Source organism: Micrococcus sp. KT16 (genome assembly GCF_003315015.1).
GTDB classification, from domain to species: Bacteria; Actinomycetota; Actinomycetes; order Actinomycetales; family Micrococcaceae; genus Micrococcus; species Micrococcus luteus.
Map to the genome: position 1 here is coordinate 29,278 of NZ_QNRG01000010.1, position 16,306 is coordinate 45,583.

General features: G+C 74.4%; 18 protein-coding genes. 7 read left to right on the forward strand and 11 right to left on the reverse strand.

Annotated elements, in window-relative coordinates; translation table 11 throughout:
* Positions 1 to 22 precede the first annotated feature (22 nt).
* Positions 23 to 535: a (deoxy)nucleoside triphosphate pyrophosphohydrolase gene (locus tag DE149_RS08755; RefSeq protein WP_095694732.1), complete on the reverse strand. Its 513-nt coding sequence runs from the start codon at positions 533 to 535 to the stop codon at positions 23 to 25.
* A gap of 56 nt (positions 536 to 591) precedes the next feature.
* On the opposite strand from DE149_RS08755, the gene DE149_RS08760 reads away from it, so the two are divergent.
* Positions 592 to 1,914 (forward strand): MFS transporter, encoded by a 1,323-nt coding sequence (locus DE149_RS08760; RefSeq protein ID WP_095694733.1) that lies wholly within the window; start codon positions 592 to 594, stop codon positions 1,912 to 1,914.
* A gap of 142 nt (positions 1,915 to 2,056) precedes the next feature.
* Positions 2,057 to 2,329 carry a GlsB/YeaQ/YmgE family stress response membrane protein gene (locus DE149_RS08765; RefSeq protein ID WP_020624693.1) on the forward strand — a complete coding sequence of 91 codons (273 nt, stop codon included), beginning with the start codon at positions 2,057 to 2,059 and terminating at the stop codon, positions 2,327 to 2,329.
* A gap of 109 nt (positions 2,330 to 2,438) precedes the next feature.
* Here DE149_RS08765 and DE149_RS08770 read toward each other — a convergent pair whose 3' ends face one another.
* From DE149_RS08770 to infC, 4 genes are all read right to left on the reverse strand, one after another.
* Positions 2,439 to 3,335 carry an RNA methyltransferase gene (locus DE149_RS08770; RefSeq protein ID WP_113914374.1) on the reverse strand — a complete coding sequence of 299 codons (897 nt, stop codon included), beginning with the start codon at positions 3,333 to 3,335 and terminating at the stop codon, positions 2,439 to 2,441.
* A 137-nt stretch (positions 3,336 to 3,472) separates the two neighbouring features.
* Positions 3,473 to 3,859, reverse strand: coding sequence for a 50S ribosomal protein L20 (gene rplT / locus DE149_RS08775; protein WP_002853696.1), 387 nt, complete (start codon positions 3,857 to 3,859; stop codon positions 3,473 to 3,475).
* Between the two features lie 88 nt (positions 3,860 to 3,947).
* Positions 3,948 to 4,142 (reverse strand): 50S ribosomal protein L35, encoded by a 195-nt coding sequence (gene rpmI / locus DE149_RS08780; protein WP_002853699.1) that lies wholly within the window; start codon positions 4,140 to 4,142, stop codon positions 3,948 to 3,950.
* Between the two features lie 104 nt (positions 4,143 to 4,246).
* On the reverse strand, positions 4,247 to 5,233 hold the full coding sequence (gene infC, locus DE149_RS08785) for a translation initiation factor IF-3 (protein ID WP_049145980.1): 987 nt from the start codon (positions 5,231 to 5,233) through the stop codon (positions 4,247 to 4,249).
* 328 nt (positions 5,234 to 5,561) lie between these two features.
* On the opposite strand from infC, the gene DE149_RS08790 reads away from it, so the two are divergent.
* Positions 5,562 to 5,933: a DUF1844 domain-containing protein gene (locus DE149_RS08790; protein ID WP_036313345.1), complete on the forward strand. Its 372-nt coding sequence runs from the start codon at positions 5,562 to 5,564 to the stop codon at positions 5,931 to 5,933.
* Positions 5,934 to 6,000: 67 nt separating this feature from the next.
* Here DE149_RS08790 and DE149_RS08795 read toward each other — a convergent pair whose 3' ends face one another.
* Complete coding sequence (locus DE149_RS08795; RefSeq protein ID WP_041105247.1) at positions 6,001 to 6,477, reverse strand: hypothetical protein; 477 nt, start codon at positions 6,475 to 6,477, stop codon at positions 6,001 to 6,003.
* Positions 6,478 to 6,844: 367 nt separating this feature from the next.
* On the opposite strand from DE149_RS08795, the gene DE149_RS08800 reads away from it, so the two are divergent.
* Positions 6,845 to 7,093, forward strand: a complete 249-nt coding sequence (locus DE149_RS08800; protein WP_002854852.1) for a WhiB family transcriptional regulator — start codon at positions 6,845 to 6,847, stop codon at positions 7,091 to 7,093.
* Positions 7,094 to 7,155: 62 nt separating this feature from the next.
* Here the strand turns inward: DE149_RS08800 and DE149_RS08805 are convergent, their stop codons facing one another.
* From DE149_RS08805 to DE149_RS08815, 3 genes are read right to left on the reverse strand one after another with little or no spacing between them, the layout of a single operon-like run.
* Positions 7,156 to 8,664 (reverse strand): sensor histidine kinase, encoded by a 1,509-nt coding sequence (locus DE149_RS08805; protein WP_113914375.1) that lies wholly within the window; start codon positions 8,662 to 8,664, stop codon positions 7,156 to 7,158.
* Positions 8,634 to 10,217: a tyrosine-protein kinase family protein gene (locus tag DE149_RS08810; protein ID WP_113914376.1), complete on the reverse strand. Its 1,584-nt coding sequence runs from the start codon at positions 10,215 to 10,217 to the stop codon at positions 8,634 to 8,636. Before DE149_RS08810 ends, DE149_RS08805 begins: the two co-directional genes overlap by 31 nt.
* 2 nt (positions 10,218 to 10,219) lie before the next feature.
* Positions 10,220 to 10,867: an SAF domain-containing protein gene (locus tag DE149_RS08815; RefSeq protein WP_113914377.1), complete on the reverse strand. Its 648-nt coding sequence runs from the start codon at positions 10,865 to 10,867 to the stop codon at positions 10,220 to 10,222.
* Positions 10,868 to 11,092: 225 nt separating this feature from the next.
* Here DE149_RS08815 and DE149_RS08820 point away from each other — a divergent pair, with 225 nt between their 5' ends.
* Complete coding sequence (locus DE149_RS08820; protein WP_049147317.1) at positions 11,093 to 11,317, forward strand: helix-turn-helix domain-containing protein; 225 nt, start codon at positions 11,093 to 11,095, stop codon at positions 11,315 to 11,317.
* Between the two features lie 15 nt (positions 11,318 to 11,332).
* On the opposite strand, the gene DE149_RS08825 is transcribed toward DE149_RS08820, so the two are convergent.
* The gene (locus DE149_RS08825) at positions 11,333 to 11,890 is read right to left on the reverse strand and encodes a hypothetical protein (protein WP_049147319.1); all 558 of its coding nucleotides are present in this window, start codon (positions 11,888 to 11,890) and stop codon (positions 11,333 to 11,335) included.
* Between the two features lie 156 nt (positions 11,891 to 12,046).
* Between DE149_RS08825 and DE149_RS08830 the strand changes: the two genes are divergently transcribed.
* The gene (locus DE149_RS08830) at positions 12,047 to 12,799 is read left to right on the forward strand and encodes a LysM peptidoglycan-binding domain-containing protein (protein WP_044659782.1); all 753 of its coding nucleotides are present in this window, start codon (positions 12,047 to 12,049) and stop codon (positions 12,797 to 12,799) included.
* Between the two features lie 50 nt (positions 12,800 to 12,849).
* Positions 12,850 to 13,362 carry an Rv3235 family protein gene (locus tag DE149_RS08835; protein ID WP_233490732.1) on the forward strand — a complete coding sequence of 171 codons (513 nt, stop codon included), beginning with the start codon at positions 12,850 to 12,852 and terminating at the stop codon, positions 13,360 to 13,362.
* Positions 13,363 to 13,449: 87 nt separating this feature from the next.
* Here DE149_RS08835 and secA read toward each other — a convergent pair whose 3' ends face one another.
* Positions 13,450 to 16,185: a preprotein translocase subunit SecA gene (secA, locus tag DE149_RS08840; protein ID WP_101966048.1), complete on the reverse strand. Its 2,736-nt coding sequence runs from the start codon at positions 16,183 to 16,185 to the stop codon at positions 13,450 to 13,452.
* Positions 16,186 to 16,306 lie beyond the last annotated feature (121 nt).

The window sequence follows — 16,306 nt, forward strand, 5'->3', positions numbered from 1 at the left end:
GCACGGCCGGCCGCGCGCCGGCTCAGCGCCCCGCCGAGAACGCCGTGGCGGCGCCGCGGAGCACCTCGGCCACGATCGGCCGGTCCGCCGGGATCCAGTCCAGGTGCCGCACGCCCGGCCCGGCGAGCGGCAGCCACGCCAGCAGATCGTGGTCCTGCAGGGCTCGGGGCGTCGCCCCCTCCTCCGCGAGGACGCCCCAGAACACCCGCATCCGGGCGCCGTTGGCCAGCTCCCACCCGGCCGGCTCCGGCGCCGCCACCTCGGGGCCGAGCCGCACGGCGACCCCGAGCTCCTCCCGGCACTCCCGCAGCAGCGCCTCCTGGGCACCCTCTCCCGGCTCGACCTTGCCCCCGGGGAACTCCCAGAGTCCCCGCAGCGCGGCGGGCGCGCTGCGGCGGGCCGCCAGCAGGCGGGTCGGCGCGGCCGCATCGTCGAGCAGCGCGAGCCCCACGACCAGCCGCGGTCGCGCACCGTCCCGGGGCGACGTCGTCGGGCGGGCGGGGAGCACGGGGCGAGCAGGTGTGGCGGAGGTCATGAGCCCAGGCTAGCGAGGCCCCCGCCCCCGCAGACCGGAGTCCGTAGGCTGGGTCGGTGCCCACCCCCACTCCCGCCGCCGACGGCGCCCACGACCGTTCCCCCCGCGCCCCGCGTCCGACGCGCCCGGACCCGTCCATCCCGCCGACCGCGCCGACGGGCCCCGGCGCGCTGCTGGGCGGCCACCGCGTGCGTCTGCTGCCGGCCATCCTCGCGCTGGCCCTGGGCAGCTTCGCGATCGGCACCACGGAGTTCGCGATGATGGGCCTGCTGCCGCAGGCGGTGGCCGACCTCGGCATCGGTCTCGAGGCCGGCGGCGTGCTCATCTCCATGTACGCGTTGGGCGTCGTGATCGGCGCTCCCCTGCTGGCCGCGTCCTTCGCCCGCGTCGACCGGCGGGTCACGAGCATCGTGCTGATGCTGCTGTTCGTCGTGGGGCACGTGGCCGCGTTCCTCGCCCCGGACATGGGGAGCATGATGGCGGCCCGGTTCGTGTCGGGCCTGCCCCACGGCGCCTACTTCTCCGCGGCCGCCCTGGCCGCGGCGGACCTCGCCGGGCCCGCCCGCCGCGGCCAGGCCGTGGCCTGGGTGATGGCCGGGCTGTCCGTGGCCAACGTGCTGGGCGTGCCGGGCGCGACGGCGCTCGGGCAGGCCGTCGGCTGGCGCTGGATGTTCGTCATCGTGGCGGTCTGCGCGGCCCTGTGCGTCGGGGCGACCGCGTGGCTCGTCCCGTCCGTGCCGGCCCCCGCGGGCGCCTCGGTCGGCCGCGAGCTGCGCGGTCTGGCCTCCGGCCGCCTGTGGGCGACGGTGGCCGTGGGCGTGATCGGCTTCGCCGGCATGTTCGCGCTCTACACCTACATCGCGCCGCTGCTCACGGAGGTCGCGGGCCTCGAGGAACGGTGGGTCCCCGCCGTGCTGGCCCTCTACGGCGTCGGCATGGTGATCGGCACGCTCGTCAGCGGCGCCCTCACGGACCGCGACCCGGTGGGCACCCTGCGCCTGAGCTTCGGGCTCAGCGCGGTCTCGCTGGCCGCCGTCGCGCTGACGGCCTCGTGGGCTCCGGTGATGATCGTGTTCCTCTTCTGCGTGGCCGTCAGCGGCTCCGGGATCGCCCCGTCCCTGCAGGTGCTGCTCGTGGACTCCGCGCCCACCGCACCCCAGCTGGCCGGTTCGCTCAACCACTCCGCGCTGAACATGGCCAACGCGATGGGCGCGTGGGTCGGGGCCGCCGCGATCGGGGCCGGTGCGTCGCTGCGGACCCCGCCGCTGGTCGGCGCGGGCATCGCCCTGGCGGGCCTGATGCTGGCGTTCCTGCTCGTGCGCCGCGACGTCGCGGCGCGGCCCGGCGTCCGGGCTGTTGACGACGGCTCGCCCCGCTGATCGGCCCGCTCCCGGCCGGGGCGATCCTCGTGCGGCCGGGAAATCCCGAAAAAGCCGGGGCGCCAGAGGTGGCCCCGGACGAAAACCCCTTGCTACGTTCATCCTTGTACGTCAGATTCGCAACCTGAAAGGAATCATCATCATGGGCTTCATTGGCTGGATCGTTCTCGGCCTCATCGCCGGTGCCATCGCTCGCGCCATCCTCCCCGGACGTCAGGGCGGCGGTTGGCTCGGCGCCCTCCTCACCGGCATTGTCGGTGCTCTCCTCGGCGGCTGGATCGCCTCCCTGGTGTTCAACATCAACGTGAACGAGAAGTTCTTCAGTCTGGGCACCTGGATCTTCGCGATCATCGGTGGTGTCATCGTCGCGGCCGTGTGGCAGGCCATCACCCGCCGCACCGGCACCCGTGCCTGAGTGAGCTGAGCGGCCCGGTTCGACCCGGACACGCAGAAGGGGCGGGGATCCACGCGGATCCCCGCCCCTTCTGCGTGTCCGGACGGCTGGCGCCGCCTCGTGCGCCACGTCAGCCGGCGCGCCGCGCCCCCGCCATCGCGGACGAGTACAGGCACACCGTGGCGGCGGTCCCCACGTTCAGGGACTCCGCGGCCCCATACAGCGGCACCGCCACCCGGCGGTCCGCCAGTGCGAGCTCACCGTCGTCCAGGCCCTGAGCTTCGTTGCCGAACAGCCACGCGGTCGGCGCGGCAACCACGCCGGGGGCGAGGGCGTCGAGCCGATCCGAGCCGTAGCCGTCGGCGGCCCACACCTGCAGGCCTGCGGCCCGGGCGGCGGCCGCGGCCGCCTCTGCGGGGACGGCGGTGACCACGGGCAGGTGGAACAGCGACCCGGCGGTGGACCGGACCACCTTGGGGTTGAACGGGTCGACGGAGCCCGGCGTGAGGACCACCGCGTCCGCCCCGGCCGCGTCCGCGGCTCGGATGACCGTGCCGGCGTTCCCCGGGTCCTGCACGCGGCACAGCACGGCGGCCAGGCGCGCCTCCTCGAGGACCGCTTCGACGGCCTGCGGCTCCGGCATCCGCGCCACGGCGACGATGTCCTGCCCCGTCACGGCGTCGGCCATGGCGGTGAGCACCTCGTCGCTGGCCTGGCGCACCAGGACGCACTCACCACCCGGCGTCGGGCGGTCCCGGACGCGCGCCACGAGCTCGGCCAGCGCGGGGTCCCGGTCCACGAGTCCGACGGACATGTACACCTGGGTCAGCACCCGCCCCGCGCGCCACTGCCCCGCGGCGGCCGCCGGCCCCTCCCCCAGGTGGGCGCGCAGGGCCTCGCGGCAGGCCTGCGGCCCCTCGACGAGGAACGTGCCCGTCCGGCGTCGGGCGGAGCGGCCCGCCAGGGCTGCCACCGCGCGCACGCGCTCGGCGCGGGGATGGGTCATCGGCTCGGCGTGCGGGGTCATGGGGTCTTTCTGGTCGGGGCTCAGCTGCGGATGCGCAGACGCCGACGGGGCGGGCCTCGGTGGAGGACCCGCCCCGTCGGCGGTGGTGTTCACGCCTGGGACGTGGTGGTGGGGGCCCTCAAGGCCCCGGAGCCGGCTCAGCGGGAGGCGGCGGGGGCGTTCACGTCTGCGGGCAGCGCCTCGCGGGCGGTCTTCACCAGCACGGCGAAGGTCGCGGCGTCGGAGACGGCGATCTCGGCCAGCATGCGGCGGTCCACCTCGACGCCGGCCAGCTTGAGGCCCTGCATGAAGCGGTTGTAGGTCATGCCGTTGGCGCGGGCGGCCGCGTTGATGCGGGTGATCCACAGGCGACGGAAGTCACCCTTGCGCTTGTGGCGATGCTGGTAGTTGTAGGTGAACGAGTGGAGCATCTGCTCCTTCGCCTTGCGGTACAGGCGAGACCGCTGGCCGCGGTAGCCGGAGGCGCGCTCCAGCATGGTCCGACGCTTCTTGTGGGCGTTCACTGCCCGCTTCACACGTGCCACGTGCGTACTCCAATCTGTGTGGTCCCCGGGGCGCGCACTGGCGCGTCACGGCCGAGGAGGAAGGGGTTCCGGCGAGGCCGGGGGGGTGTCAGATGCCGAGCATCCGCTTGATCTGCTTGATGCTGCCCTTGGAGACGAGCTGGTCGCCCTTGAGACGGCGGGTCAGGCGCGAGGACTTGTGCTCCAGGTAGTGGCGGCGGTTCGCCTGCTGGCGCATGATCTTGCCGGAGCCGGTCACGCGGAAGCGCTTCTTGGCACCGCTGTGGGTCTTCATCTTCGGCATGGCTGCCGTTCTCCTTCACTCATCGCTGCCGTGCGCGGCGCGCACGGCAGTGCTGGTCACCCCGGTCCGTCCGGACCGGGCTGGTCTGTGGCGACCCCGGGGGGTCAGGCCCGAGGACCGGGCTTGGGGGCACCGCCGCGGGGGGCGGCGGGCTTGGGCGGGGCCGGCATCGGCTTGGCCGCCGGCTTCGGAGCCGACGACGGCGCGGCCGGCTTGGCGGCGGACCGCGGCTTCGGCGTGGCAGCCGGCGCAGCCGAGGACTGCGGCTTCGGCGTCGCGGCCGGCTTCGCAGCCGGGGCGGCCGCGGCCGGGCGGGGAGCCGCCGGGGCCGGGGTCTTCGGCGCCTGCGTCGTCTCGGCCGGGGCCGCGGAGGCGTTCTCCTGCGTCCGGGCGGCCATGGCCTTCAGCTGCTCGGGGAACGCATCCCCGACCGAATTCCGCACCGGGGCGGAGTCGGACGCCGCCTTCTGCGCGGCGCGCTCCTTGGCCTCGCGGGCGGCCTGGTCGCGACGCGAACCGCCGCCCTGACGCTCGCGGTGGCTCTCGGCCGAGTTCTTGCGCTGGTCCGCCCGCGCATCGGCCTTGGTGCGCAGCGGGCCGACCACCATCACCATGTTGCGGCCGTCCTGGCGCGGCTGCGATTCGACGGTGCCCAGCTCGGCGACGTCCTCGGCGAACTGCTGCAGCAGCTTGATGCCGAGTTCGGGACGCTGCTGCTCACGGCCGCGGAACTGGATGATGGCCTTGACCTTGTCGCCCTGGCTCAGGAACTTCTTGGCGTGGCCGGTCTTGGTCTCGTAGTCGTGCTTGTCGATCTTCAGGCGGAAGCGGACCTCCTTGAGGACCGTGTTCACCTGGTTCTTGCGCGACTCACGGGCCTTCACCGCGGCCTCGTACTTGTACTTGCCGAAATCCATCAGCTTGCACACCGGAGGCTTGGCCGTGGGGGCCACCTCCACGAGATCCAGGTCCGCCTCGGCGGCGAGCCGGAGGGCGTCCTCGACGCGGACGATGCCGACCTGTTCGCCGTTCGGGCCGACCAGGCGGACTTCCGGAACGCGGATACGCTCGTTGATGCGGGGATCGCTGATGGTGGTACTCCTCTGTGTGAGACGACGGGTGACCCCGCGCCCACCGGAGGGGCCCTCGGAAACGAGGAAGGCCTCCCCTGCGCGGACGCAGACGGAGGCCTCGACACGATCCCGTCGGACGGGACCCTCGGTGCGGGCTGCGCGCCACGACGCGGCGGTCCCGACCGGCGACCCGGCAACTCGGCCCGGGGCGAACCGGACATCCTGCTGACGCGGGTGGGAGAGAGGCCTCCACTTTGCTGCTCCTGGCCCGTGCATGCCCGCCCCGGGGTCGCCGGATGACGAGGTCTTGCGCGGACCACGAGTGGTCTATGGGAAGCTTACCACCATGACAGACGAACGTCAGGCCCAGGACGCCACCCCCATGGACGCCCCCGCCGAGATCCGCGACATCCACGAGGTCCCCGCCGTCGAGGTCATCACGACCACCGCCGTGCACCTGATGACCGCCGCCGCCGTCAAGTGCGGCCTGGCCGACTCCCCCGACGCCCGCGAGCTCATCGATCTCGACGAGGCCCGCAAGCTCATCACGGCCCTCGCCGGGCTGGTCACGGCCGCGGCCCCCGAGATCGGCAGCCAGCACGCCGGACCGCTGCGCGACGGGCTGCGCTCGCTGCAGCTGGCGTTCCGTGAGGCCTCCCCGTTCCCGGACGCCCCGGGCAAGGGCCCCGGCGAGAAGTTCACCGGCCCGGTGAACTGACCACGGCCCCGATGACGACGACGGCGCGCCCCTGGCCGGGGGCGCGCCGTCGTCGTCGGGGCGGGGCTCAGGCGTCCGTCGAGGCCTCCGGGGCGGGGGTGAGATGCCGGGTGACCGGCGTCGTGAAGAGGGTGAGCAGCGCGACGCCGGAGACCGCGAGCAGCGGCCCACCCAGAGCGGCGGCGTCCACGCTGAAGAGCCACGAGGACAGGAGCACACCGAAGAGCTGGATCGCGACGGCGGCGCCGCGGCTCCACGCCCGACCGCGCAGCAGGGCGACGGCGGTCGCAAGGATCCACAGGGTGAGCAGCGCGTAGATGACGACCAGCATCACGCGGGCGCCGGCCGGGAGCACCCCGTCCGCCGCATGCACCACCGCGTCCACGGCGAGCCAGAGGAGCGCGCCCGCCTCGAGCACGAGCGCCGCGGCGACCACGAGGACGGCCACCGGCAGGCCCCGGCCGGGGCGGGGCGGGACCGTCGTCGCGTCGGCGCCCGACGACTCGGACGGGGCGACGGGGTCGGGGCGGCGGGACTGTGCCATGGGGCCTCTCCTGCGGGACGGCTGCGGGGACGGACGTGTCCCCCACCGTACGCCGGGCGGTGCGCGGACCAGGTCCGCGGCGACGCGCCGTCCCGGGCATGGGTGTGACCAAGGACTCACTGGGAGGTGCGGTGATGCACCTCATTCACCTCTTGTTCACTCGTGAGGGCCGTGCGAGGATGGCACGCGAAAGATTTCCGGGGGCCGCGTTCGTACGAAAGCGGTCCCCGTTGCAATGACCAGGGTCGCCCTCCGTATCGGTCGTGCCGCGCGTCGTCCGCGCAGGCCCCCGCGCCCGCCGCCGGCGGAGGCCGTGACCACCGGCGCCCGCGGGCTCCGGCTCTTCCGACAGAAAGTGAGCGGACCGATGGATTGGCGCAGTAAAGCAGCGTGCCTGGACAAGGACCCGGAGCTGTTCTTCCCCGTGGGCAACACCGGCCCCGCCCTCCTGCAGATCGAGGAGGCCAAGGCGGTGTGCCGCTCGTGTGAGGTCGTGGACACGTGCCTGAAGTGGGCCATGGAGTCCGGCCAGGACTCGGGCGTCTGGGGCGGCATGAGCGAGGACGAGCGGCGCGCCATGAAGCGCCGCGCGGCGCGTGCCCGCCGCGCCTCCTGACCCACCCGGACCACCGGCCCCGTCGACCTCGTCGACGGGGCCCTCGTCATGCCCGGCCGGGCTCACGTCAGGGGCAGTCGCAGCACGACGCGCGTGCCGCCGTCGTCGGACCGCTCCCAGCGCAGGGTGCCGCGCAGGTCCCCCTCCACGAGCGAGTGCACGATGCGCAGGCCGAGCCCCGATCCCTCGCCCGCGCGGGGAGACTCCCCCGGCACCCATCCGTCGGGGGCGGCGGGGCCGCCGTCCGTCACGGACACGACCAGCACCGTTCCTGCGGGGGTCGACTCACGGTCGGCGTGCAGGCCCACGCAGCCACCGCCCGGCGCCGTGCCGTGCTCGACGGCGTTGGCCGCCAGCTCATTGAGCACCAGCGCCAGCGGCGTGGTCACGTGGGAGGGCAGTTCACCGAACTCGCCCGTGACCGCGACCTGCAGCGGCCGCCCGTCCCCGGCCACCTCGACGGCCAGGCGGAACTGCCGCTGCAGCAGACCGTCCACGGGGACCTGGTCCTCGATCTCCTCGCTCAGCGTCTGGTGGACGAGGGCGATCGTGTCCACCCGCTGCATCGCCTGACGCAGCGCACGCTCCGCCTCGGGCGAGGACGTGCGCCGCGCCTGCATGCGCAGCAGCGATCCCACGGTCTGCAGGTTGTTCTTGACGCGGTGGTGGATCTCGCGGATGGTCGCGTCCTTGGTGAGCAGACGCTGCTCCTGGCGGCGCAGCTCGGTCACGTCGCGCAGCAGCAGCAGCGCCCCCTGCCAGCCGTCCGGACCGAGCAGGGGGACGGAGCGCACCGTGAGGGACGCCCCGCCGGACTGCACCTCCCGCCGTCCGGCACGCAGGCCGGTGAGCACCGCCCACGTCCCCTCGTCGGTGGGAACGCGGGCGGCCTCGGTGCTGGCCAGCACGTCGGTGAGCCGGTGCCCCTCGAGGGTCGAGGCGATGCCCAGCCGGCGCAGGGCGGAGACCGCGTTGGGACTGGTGAACTCGGCGACCGAGTCCGGCCCGAGCACGACGAGGCCGTCCCCCACCCGCGGCGTGCCGCCCGCCCAGAGGCCGGAGGGCTCCTCGGGCGCCGGCCAGCGGCCGTGCTGCATCATGTCCAGCAGGGTGCTGGCCGTCCGGCTGTAGTTCTCCTCGATCACCGAGCGCGCCGGCCGGCCGTTCGGGTCCGCGTGCGCGGAGACGACCGCGATGACCCTCCCGGCGCGGACCACCGGCCACAGACGCACCTGCAGCGTGCCTCCCGGGGCCTCGACGGGGCCGGTCCCCTCGGCCCGCTCCCCGCCATGCCACGTCTGCCCGACGACGGCCCGCAGGTCCGCGCGGGCGCGCGAGCCCACGATGTCGCGGTGGAAGAGGGTGGGAGCGGTGAAGGGCCGGACCTGGGCGAGCGCGACGAACCCTCCGGCCTCGTCGCGGCGGGGCACGGGGCACCAGAGCACGAGGTCCGCGAGCGCCAGGTCTGCCACGAGCTGCCAGTCCCCCACGAGCCGCTGCAGCCAGGCGCGGTCCTCGTCTCCGATGTCCGGGTGCGACGTCAGGGGGTCCTGCGCGAGCGAACTGACCATGGGATCAGGGTACGGCGACGTGCCGGGCGGCCCGTGTCCGTGGCGTCGCGGGCGGCGTCGGAGGACGCGGCGGCGATGGTCTGCGAGGGCCGTGCGCGGTGCCGTCCGCGGCGGGCGGGGCGGGCAGGGACACCGGCCAGCGTGGCGAGGGCGCGACGCAGCGGGCTGTTCGGAGCGGCCTCGGCGAGCACCTGGCCGGCGAGCAGCGCGGGGTCCGCGGCGGCCGGGTCCCACGGCAGGAACGCCTCCAGGGGCGTGGCCGGCGAGGCGTAGCGGTTCCAGACGGCCTCGACCTGGCCTCGCGGGGCGACGCCGGCGGCCGCGGGCCGGAGCCGGTTGACCACGACGCGCAACCGTGCCGCCGGGGCCGCCTCCGCCAGCTCCTCGACCCCGCGGACCAGGCGGGGCAGCGCGACGGCGTCCGGCCCGCCGACCGCGATGACCTCGTCGGCCGCGGCGAGCGCCGCCAGGGTCGCACCGTTGCGCTGTGGGGCGGGCACGTCGAAGGACAGCTCCTCGTCCTGTTCGAGACCGAACCCGACGTCGACGACCACGCGGTCCCAGTGTTCCCTGGCGGCCGCGATCAGCGCGGTGACGGCGGCGGGGCGCAGCTCGGGCCACCGGTCCACGCGGGTGAGTCCCGTCAGAACCGTCAGGTCCGCGCCCGCGACGCGGACGCGGACGCCCGCGGCCGCCAGGTCGGCGGCGCCCAGTCGGCCGTGGTCGGCCCGCCGTACGGCCCGCGCCACGCCGGCCGACTCCTCCGTCAGCCCCAGGTGCACACCGACGGCGGGGCCGTACGTGTCCAGGTCGACCAGCAGCGTGTTCCGGCCGGCCACGGCGTGCTCGGCGGCGAGGTTCACGGCGACGGTGGTGCGTCCCGGGGCGCCGGTGGGACCCCACACCACGGTCACCAGGGACTCCCGCGCGGGTGCGGTCGGTTCGCCCTCCTCCGGAGAGGGTGCGGGGTCGGCTCCCTCGTCCGCGGTGGCGGGGCCGTCGTCGGGGGTGGCCGCGGCGGGGGCGGCGCCCGGCCCGGCGTCGTCGGGCTCGTCGGCGTCGCGCCAGGGGTCCGTGAGGCCGGGCACCTCGTCCGCGCCGAGCGTCTCCAGGGTGATCGGCAGGTCGTCGAGGTCCTCGGCGTGATCCCGGGCGTGGTCGGCGTCCTCCCCGTGCGAGGTCTCCGGCCGGCGGCCCTCCGCGGCGGCGCTCGCGGACTCCACGACGACGGCCGCGATCTGCTCGGGGTCGGCGTCGGCGCGCACGCAGGGCACCCCCATGCTGCGGAGGCGACGGCGCTCGGTGCGAACCTCGCTGAGCGCCGCCACGCCCACGGGTCGGGGCAGCCGGGCCGTCTCCTCCAGGAAGGCGGCGGTGAGGGACTCGGTGTCCCCGGCTACGAGGACCGCGTCCACGAGACCGGAGCGGGCGATCGCGAGCAGCTCGGCGAGGTCCTCGGCCCGGCGGAGGACCGTGATGTCCGTCTGGTGCCGCTCGAGCGGGCCGATGTGGTCCAGGCCCGGCTGGACGGTGGTGGCCAGGGCGATGCGCACGGTCAGCGCACCCCGTGGGCCGGCACGAGGGTGACCCGCGCGTCCTTGACCTTCGCGTCCACGATGCGCGGCAGGGTCTCCTCCGGTGCCAGCAGCTGTACCCGGGTGGTGCCCGAGCCGCCGAAGCCGTTCTGCTCCGCCGTGACCTCGGAGATCTCGAGCGCCTCGGCCAGCCGGGCCGGGTCCGCATGGCCGCGGCCTCCCTCCGCGGGCATGGCCACCCAGACGTCCACGCGGTCTCCCACGCCCACGCCGGACGGCAGCGGCTCGTCCAGGGCCACCCCGACGGGACGACGGCCGTCCGGGTCCGCGTCCACCAGTGCCGCCGCCGGCAGCAGCTCGCCGGCCCGGACCGTCCCGGAGACCATCCGCCCCTCGGGCGCCGGAGCATCGGCGCTGAGGTACCGCTCGCCGGCCTCGCTGAGGTTCACCTCCACGGGCCGCAGGTCCCCGGCCGCGATGGGTGTGCCCGGGGGCAGGTCCTCCGCAGCCGTCCAGTACGCGGCGGTCCGCTGGGAGGAGGCGACCAGCGCCACGACGCCGGCGATCGAGGCGAGGACGAGCATGAGACCGACGAGGAGCCGGGGATCCCGCCAGCGGGGCCGGCGCAGACGGCCGCCCTCGGCGGACGCGGACATGGTCGTGGACACCGGATGTTCCCCCCTTCGGACCGGCCTCTCGGGCCGCCGCGGCCCCGGCACCCCGTCGGTGTCGGCCCCTCCGCGCTGCGCCCAGGGTAACCGCCGCGGCCGTGGATCGCCGGATCCGCCGCGTACGCTGTGGAAAAGTGTCGCCTCCGGGTGTTCCCGGGGTTGAATGGGTCGACGTCGTGGGCCGCCCGCGACCGTCCTGGACGCCTCGACCGAAGGAGCACCGTGCAGCGCTTTCTCACCCTGACCGACGTGGCGGAGACCCTGAACATCTCCGGTCAGGCCGCCCGTGCCCTGGTCCGCTCGGGTGAGCTGCAGGCCATCCAGGTCGGGGGCCGCGGTCAGTGGCGCATCGAGGTGTCCTGGCTCGAGGACTACGTGGAGCGTCAGAAGGAAGTGACGCGCGCCCGCGTCCGGGAGTGGACCGAGGCGGACGCGCAGGCCCGCTGAGCCCACACGGTCTGCTCAGGCGGGGCGCAGCGCGGTCCGGACCGTCCCCAGCGCCCCGAACGGGATGACGAGCCGCCCGCGGACGGCGGCGGCCCGCCGGGCCTCGTCCCGCGGGTGGCGGGCGATGTCGAGGTGGTCGCCGCCGACCCGGTCCACGGTGCCCTCTGCCAGTGCCGCGCCGAGGCGCCCCGTCACCGCCACCGGCTGGCGCGTCCGCGCGATGCCGCGCAGCACCGTCCCCCAGCCGGCCGCGGCGAGCTCGGGCGCGACCGCGGCCCGGGTCAGGTCGGCCTCCACGGCCGCCACGCAGTCCACCGCGACGATCGCCGACCCCGAGCCGTCGACGTGCACGCCGACCCAGCCCTGGCCCACCGTGTGCACCACGCCGTCCACGACCTCGCCCCAGGCCAGGTGCAGCCGGACCTGCCGCCCTCGAGCTCCGCGCAGGCGGTCGGCCAGGGACAGCGCCATCCACTCCGCTCGGGTCAGCTCCGCGGCCTCGGCCACCGTCTCCTGCCAGCCGAGGTCGGCCCAGTGCGCCTCCAGGTCGTCGAAGAGTCCGTTCCACCGCATGCGCTCAGCATAGGAGGCTCAGCGCCGGACATCGGTCGTCATCAAACATCATCAAACATCACTCTTGACACCTATCGGCCCGTGCAGTTCACTGTGATCATCATCACCGGCCTGATCGCGGGATCCCGGCCGGACGGACGCACAGGAGGGGAATCCATGGAGCGCTCGACATCACCGGCCGGCCCGGCCCCGACCCGTCCGGTCGACGCGGCGGACGCCGTCGGCCTCACCGTCCTGCTTCTGGCCGGTCCCGGTCTGCTCGCCTGTGCCGCGGCGCTGCTGCAGACGGGCACCAGCGCGCCCGGGGCGGAACTGACCCGCGTGCTGGGCCTCGGTGCCGGTCTCGCCGGGCTCGGACTGCTCGCATGGTGGGCGGTGGGCCTGATCGGGCTGGCGCTCGTCGCGCTGGGGCGCCGCGCGGGTCGGCCGGCCTGGGCCCGCCTGGGCCGGAGCCTCACTCCCGCCCTGCTCGGACGCGTGGCAGGCGCCGTCGTCGGTGCCCAGCTGCTCGCGGCACCGGCCGCGTGGGCGGACGCGGCTCATCCCGTGCCGGACGCCTCCTGGACCGTGGCTGCGGTGCCTGCGCACGCCACCGGCGTCGAGGCCCCGGCGCCGGACGCCGCGTGGACGCCCCGGCCCCCGGCGCCGGCCCCACCGGGCGCCGGCACCGGCCGTGCGGATCCGGACCACCCGACCGTCACCGTCCGGCGCGGCGACTGCCTGTGGCACCTCGCCGCCGCCGAGCTCGGCCCGGACGCGACCCCCCGAGAGATCGACGCCCGCTGGCGCCGCTGGTACGAGGCCAACCGACGGGTGATCGGCGACGACCCGCACCTGCTGCTGCCCGGCACCGTGCTGACCTCCCCCGTGTTCACCCCGCACGCCGGCGTGGACGGACCACGGCCATGACATCCACGACCCTGCACTCCCCCGCTTCGCCTCGTCCTCAGGAGACCGCCATGACCACCCTCGCCACCCGCCCCCGCGCCGCTTCCGACCGGCGCACCGCCGACACCCTCCTCCACGGGCCCGCCCACAGCCCCGCAGTCCTGCCCCGCGGTGAGGAGATCGCCCGGCGGGCCCGCACCGAACAGGGGCGCGAGGAGCTGCGCCGCGTCCGCTCGCTCGCCGCCGTGATCGCCGTCGCCTGCGTCGAGGTCGAGACGGGCCGCCGTGCCCTGCGGGACCTCTCCGCCTGGCTCTCGCCCGAGGTCCTGGACAAGTTGACCCGTCGCATGGCGCTGCTGGGCGCCGTCGCGTCGACCGGGCCCGGTCGACGGCCCTCCGCGGCCGTCCCGCCCCGGACGCCCGCGTCCGCACCCCGCCCGGTGGGTGCTCGCGTGTGCGAGGTCGCGCCCGGCCGGGTGGAGGCCAGCGCGACGGTGCTGTGGGAGGGCCGGGCCCGGGCCTTCGCGCTCCGACTCGAGCGGCGGCTCAGCCGGTGGAAGGTGACGTCGGTCGAGATCGGCTGAGCCGGATCGTCCCGTCGGACTGACGAGCGAGGGCCCGGAGACCTGGAGGTCTGCGGGCCCTCGTCCTGCGTCGTGGCGGGATGCCGGTCAGCCGCGGCGGCCGCGGCGCTCCGCCTGACGGCGGGAGCGGCGGTTCGTGCCCGCCGCGACCGTGGCGCCGGAGTCCGTGCCGCTGCGGGTGACCGCGCTCTGCCCGTCCTCGGACGGACCGGTGAAACGCAGCTGCGCCGGCTGCTGCGGGGCGTCGATGCCCTCCACGGAGATCTGCGGGGCCATCGTCACGGCGCGGGCGTCCTGGACGCCGGGCAGCGACGTCGACGCGGGGGCCGCACTGATCTGCGCCTGGAACAGCGTGCGCACGGCGTCCTCGCGGATGGCGGCGAGCATGTTCTGGAACATCGTGTAGCCCTCGCGCTGGTACTCCACGAGGGGCTCGCGCTGGGCCATCGCGCGCAGCCCGATGCCCTCCTTGAGGTAGTCCATCTCGTAGAGATGCTCCTGCCAGCGGCGCCCGATGGTGGCGAGCACCACGCGACGCTCCGCCTCCCGCAGCGCCTCGGACCCCACCTGCGCCTCCCGGTCCTCGTACGCCAGGAGCGCATCGGAGACGAGTTCGCGCTTGAGGACCTCGGCCTTGAGCCGGCCCCGGCCGCCGACCTCGTCGAGGACGTCCTCCTGCGAGATGCCCACGGGGTAGAGCTCTGCCAGGTCCCGCCACAGCTGGTCGAGGTCCCAGTCGGTGGCGTGGCCCTCCTCGGTGGCCGCGTCCACGATGTTCCCGACGGCGTCCTCCACGAAGCGGCGCACCCGGTCCTGCAGGTCCTCCCCCTCGAGGATGGAACGGCGGTCCGTGTAGATGGCCTCGCGCTGGCGGTTCATCACGTCGTCGTACTTGAGCACGTTCTTGCGCTGCTCGGCGTTGCGCCCCTCGACCTGCGCCTGCGCGTTCTGGATCGCCTTCGAGACGAAGCCGAACTCGAGCGCCATGTCGTCCGGGATCGACGGGCTGTTCATGATCCGCTGGGCCACGCCCGGGTTGAAGTTGCGCATGAGCTCGTCCGTGAGGGAGAGGTAGAACCGGGACTCGCCCGGGTCGCCCTGACGGCCGGAACGACCGCGCAGCTGGTTGTCGATGCGGCGCGAGTCGTGGCGCTCGGTGCCCACCACGTACAGGCCGCCGGCCTCGATGACCGCGCGGTGCGCGTCCTCCACGGCGGCCTCGGCCTGCGCCAGCACCTCGGGCCAGCGGGCCTCGTACGCCTCCGGGTCCTCGGCGGCGTCGAGGCCCAGCTCCTGCATGCGGGCCACCGCCGTGAACTCGGCGTTGCCGCCGAGCATGATGTCGGTGCCGCGGCCGGCCATGTTGGTGGCCACGGTGACGGCGCCCGGGCGGCCCGCCTGCGCCACGATGGCGGCCTCGCGAGCGTGGTTCTTCGCGTTCAGGACCTCGTGGCGGACGCCGCGCTTGGCCAGCAGCGTGGAGAGGTACTCGGACTTCTCCACCGAGGTGGTGCCCACCAGGACCGGCTGGCCCTTCGCGTGCCGCTCGGCGATGTCGTCGACGACGGCGTCGAACTTGACCTTCTCGTTCTTGTACACCACGTCGTTGCGGTCCACACGCTGTGGCTCCCGGTTCGGCGGGATCACGACGACGCCGAGGCCGTAGGTCGACGTGAACTCGGCGGCCTCCGTCTCGGCGGTGCCCGTCATGCCGGCGAGCTTCTCGTAGCCGCGGAAGTAGTTCTGCAGGGTCACCGTGGCCAGCGTCTGGTTCTCGGGCTTGACCTCCACGCCCTCCTTGGCCTCGATGGCCTGGTGGAGCCCCTCGTTGTAGCGGCGTCCCTTGAGCACGCGGCCCGTGTGCTCGTCGACGATCTGCACCTCGCCGTCGAGGACCACGTAGTCCTTGTCCCGCTTGAACAGCTCCTTGGCCTTGACCGCGTTGTTCAGGAACTGGATGAGCGTGGTGTTCTGCGTCTCGTACAGGTTCGTGATGCCGAGGTGGTCCTCGACCTTCTCGATGCCGGGGCCGAGGATGCCGACGGTGCGCTTCTTGTGGTCCACCTCGTAGTCCGTGTTCGCCTCGAGGCGGCGCACCAGCCGGGCGAACTCGCCGTACCACCGGTTGGCCTCGCCCTGGGCGGGGCCGGAGATGATCAGCGGGGTGCGGGCCTCGTCGATGAGGATCGAGTCCACCTCGTCGACGATCGCGTAGTGGTGCTCACGCTGCACGAGCTCGTCGAGGGACCAGGCCATGTTGTCGCGGAGGAAGTCGAAGCCGAACTCGTTGTTCGTGCCGTAGGTGATGTCCGCGGCGTACTGCTCGCGCCGTACGGCCGGGGTCTGGCCCGCCACGATGACGCCCGTCTGCATGCCGAGGAAGCGGAACACGCGGCCCATGAGGTCGGCCTGGTAGGAGGCGAGGAAGTCGTTGACCGTCACCACGTGCACGCCCCTGCCGGACAGCGCGTTGAGGTAGGCCGGAGCGGTGGCCACGAGGGTCTTGCCCTCGCCGGTCTTCATCTCCGCGATGTTGCCCTGGTGCAGCGCGATGCCGCCGAGCAGCTGGACGTCGTAGTGCCGCTGGCCGAGCGTGCGTCCCGCGGCCTCGCGGACCGCGGCGAAGGCCTCCGGCAGGAGCAGGTCCAACGACTCGCCGTCCGCATGCCGGGCCCGGAGCGTGTCCGTCTCGGCACGCAGCTCCGCGTCGCTGAGCGCCCGGAAGTCGTCCTCGAGGAGGTTCACGGCGTCCACCGTGGCCTGCATGCGCTTGAGGACGCGGTTGTCCGAGATCTTCAGGACGCGGTCGATGATCGAAGGCACTGGTTCTCTGCTCCCTTGCGGTGTGGCCGGGGCGGGACGGGATGCCCCTCGCGCGCGGCCGTGGCGCGGTCTCCGGGACAGTGTACGGGCCGAGTCCGGACGGGCCGCGGCGCCCGTCCCG

Coding starts and splice junctions, on each gene's coding strand:
- DE149_RS08755 (WP_095694732.1), bottom strand. CDS start 535: ATGACCTCCGCCACACCTGCTCGCCCCGTGCTCCCCGCCCGCCCGACG.
- DE149_RS08765 (WP_020624693.1), top strand. CDS start 2,057: ATGGGCTTCATTGGCTGGATCGTTCTCGGCCTCATCGCCGGTGCCATC.
- DE149_RS08770 (WP_113914374.1), bottom strand. CDS start 3,335: ATGACCCCGCACGCCGAGCCGATGACCCATCCCCGCGCCGAGCGCGTG.
- rpmI (WP_002853699.1), bottom strand. CDS start 4,142: ATGCCGAAGATGAAGACCCACAGCGGTGCCAAGAAGCGCTTCCGCGTG.
- DE149_RS08790 (WP_036313345.1), top strand. CDS start 5,562: ATGACAGACGAACGTCAGGCCCAGGACGCCACCCCCATGGACGCCCCC.
- DE149_RS08795 (WP_041105247.1), bottom strand. CDS start 6,477: ATGGCACAGTCCCGCCGCCCCGACCCCGTCGCCCCGTCCGAGTCGTCG.
- DE149_RS08800 (WP_002854852.1), top strand. CDS start 6,845: ATGGATTGGCGCAGTAAAGCAGCGTGCCTGGACAAGGACCCGGAGCTG.
- DE149_RS08805 (WP_113914375.1), bottom strand. CDS start 8,664: ATGGTCAGTTCGCTCGCGCAGGACCCCCTGACGTCGCACCCGGACATC.
- DE149_RS08825 (WP_049147319.1), bottom strand. CDS start 11,890: ATGCGGTGGAACGGACTCTTCGACGACCTGGAGGCGCACTGGGCCGAC.
- DE149_RS08830 (WP_044659782.1), top strand. CDS start 12,047: ATGGAGCGCTCGACATCACCGGCCGGCCCGGCCCCGACCCGTCCGGTC.
- DE149_RS08835 (WP_233490732.1), top strand. CDS start 12,850: ATGACCACCCTCGCCACCCGCCCCCGCGCCGCTTCCGACCGGCGCACC.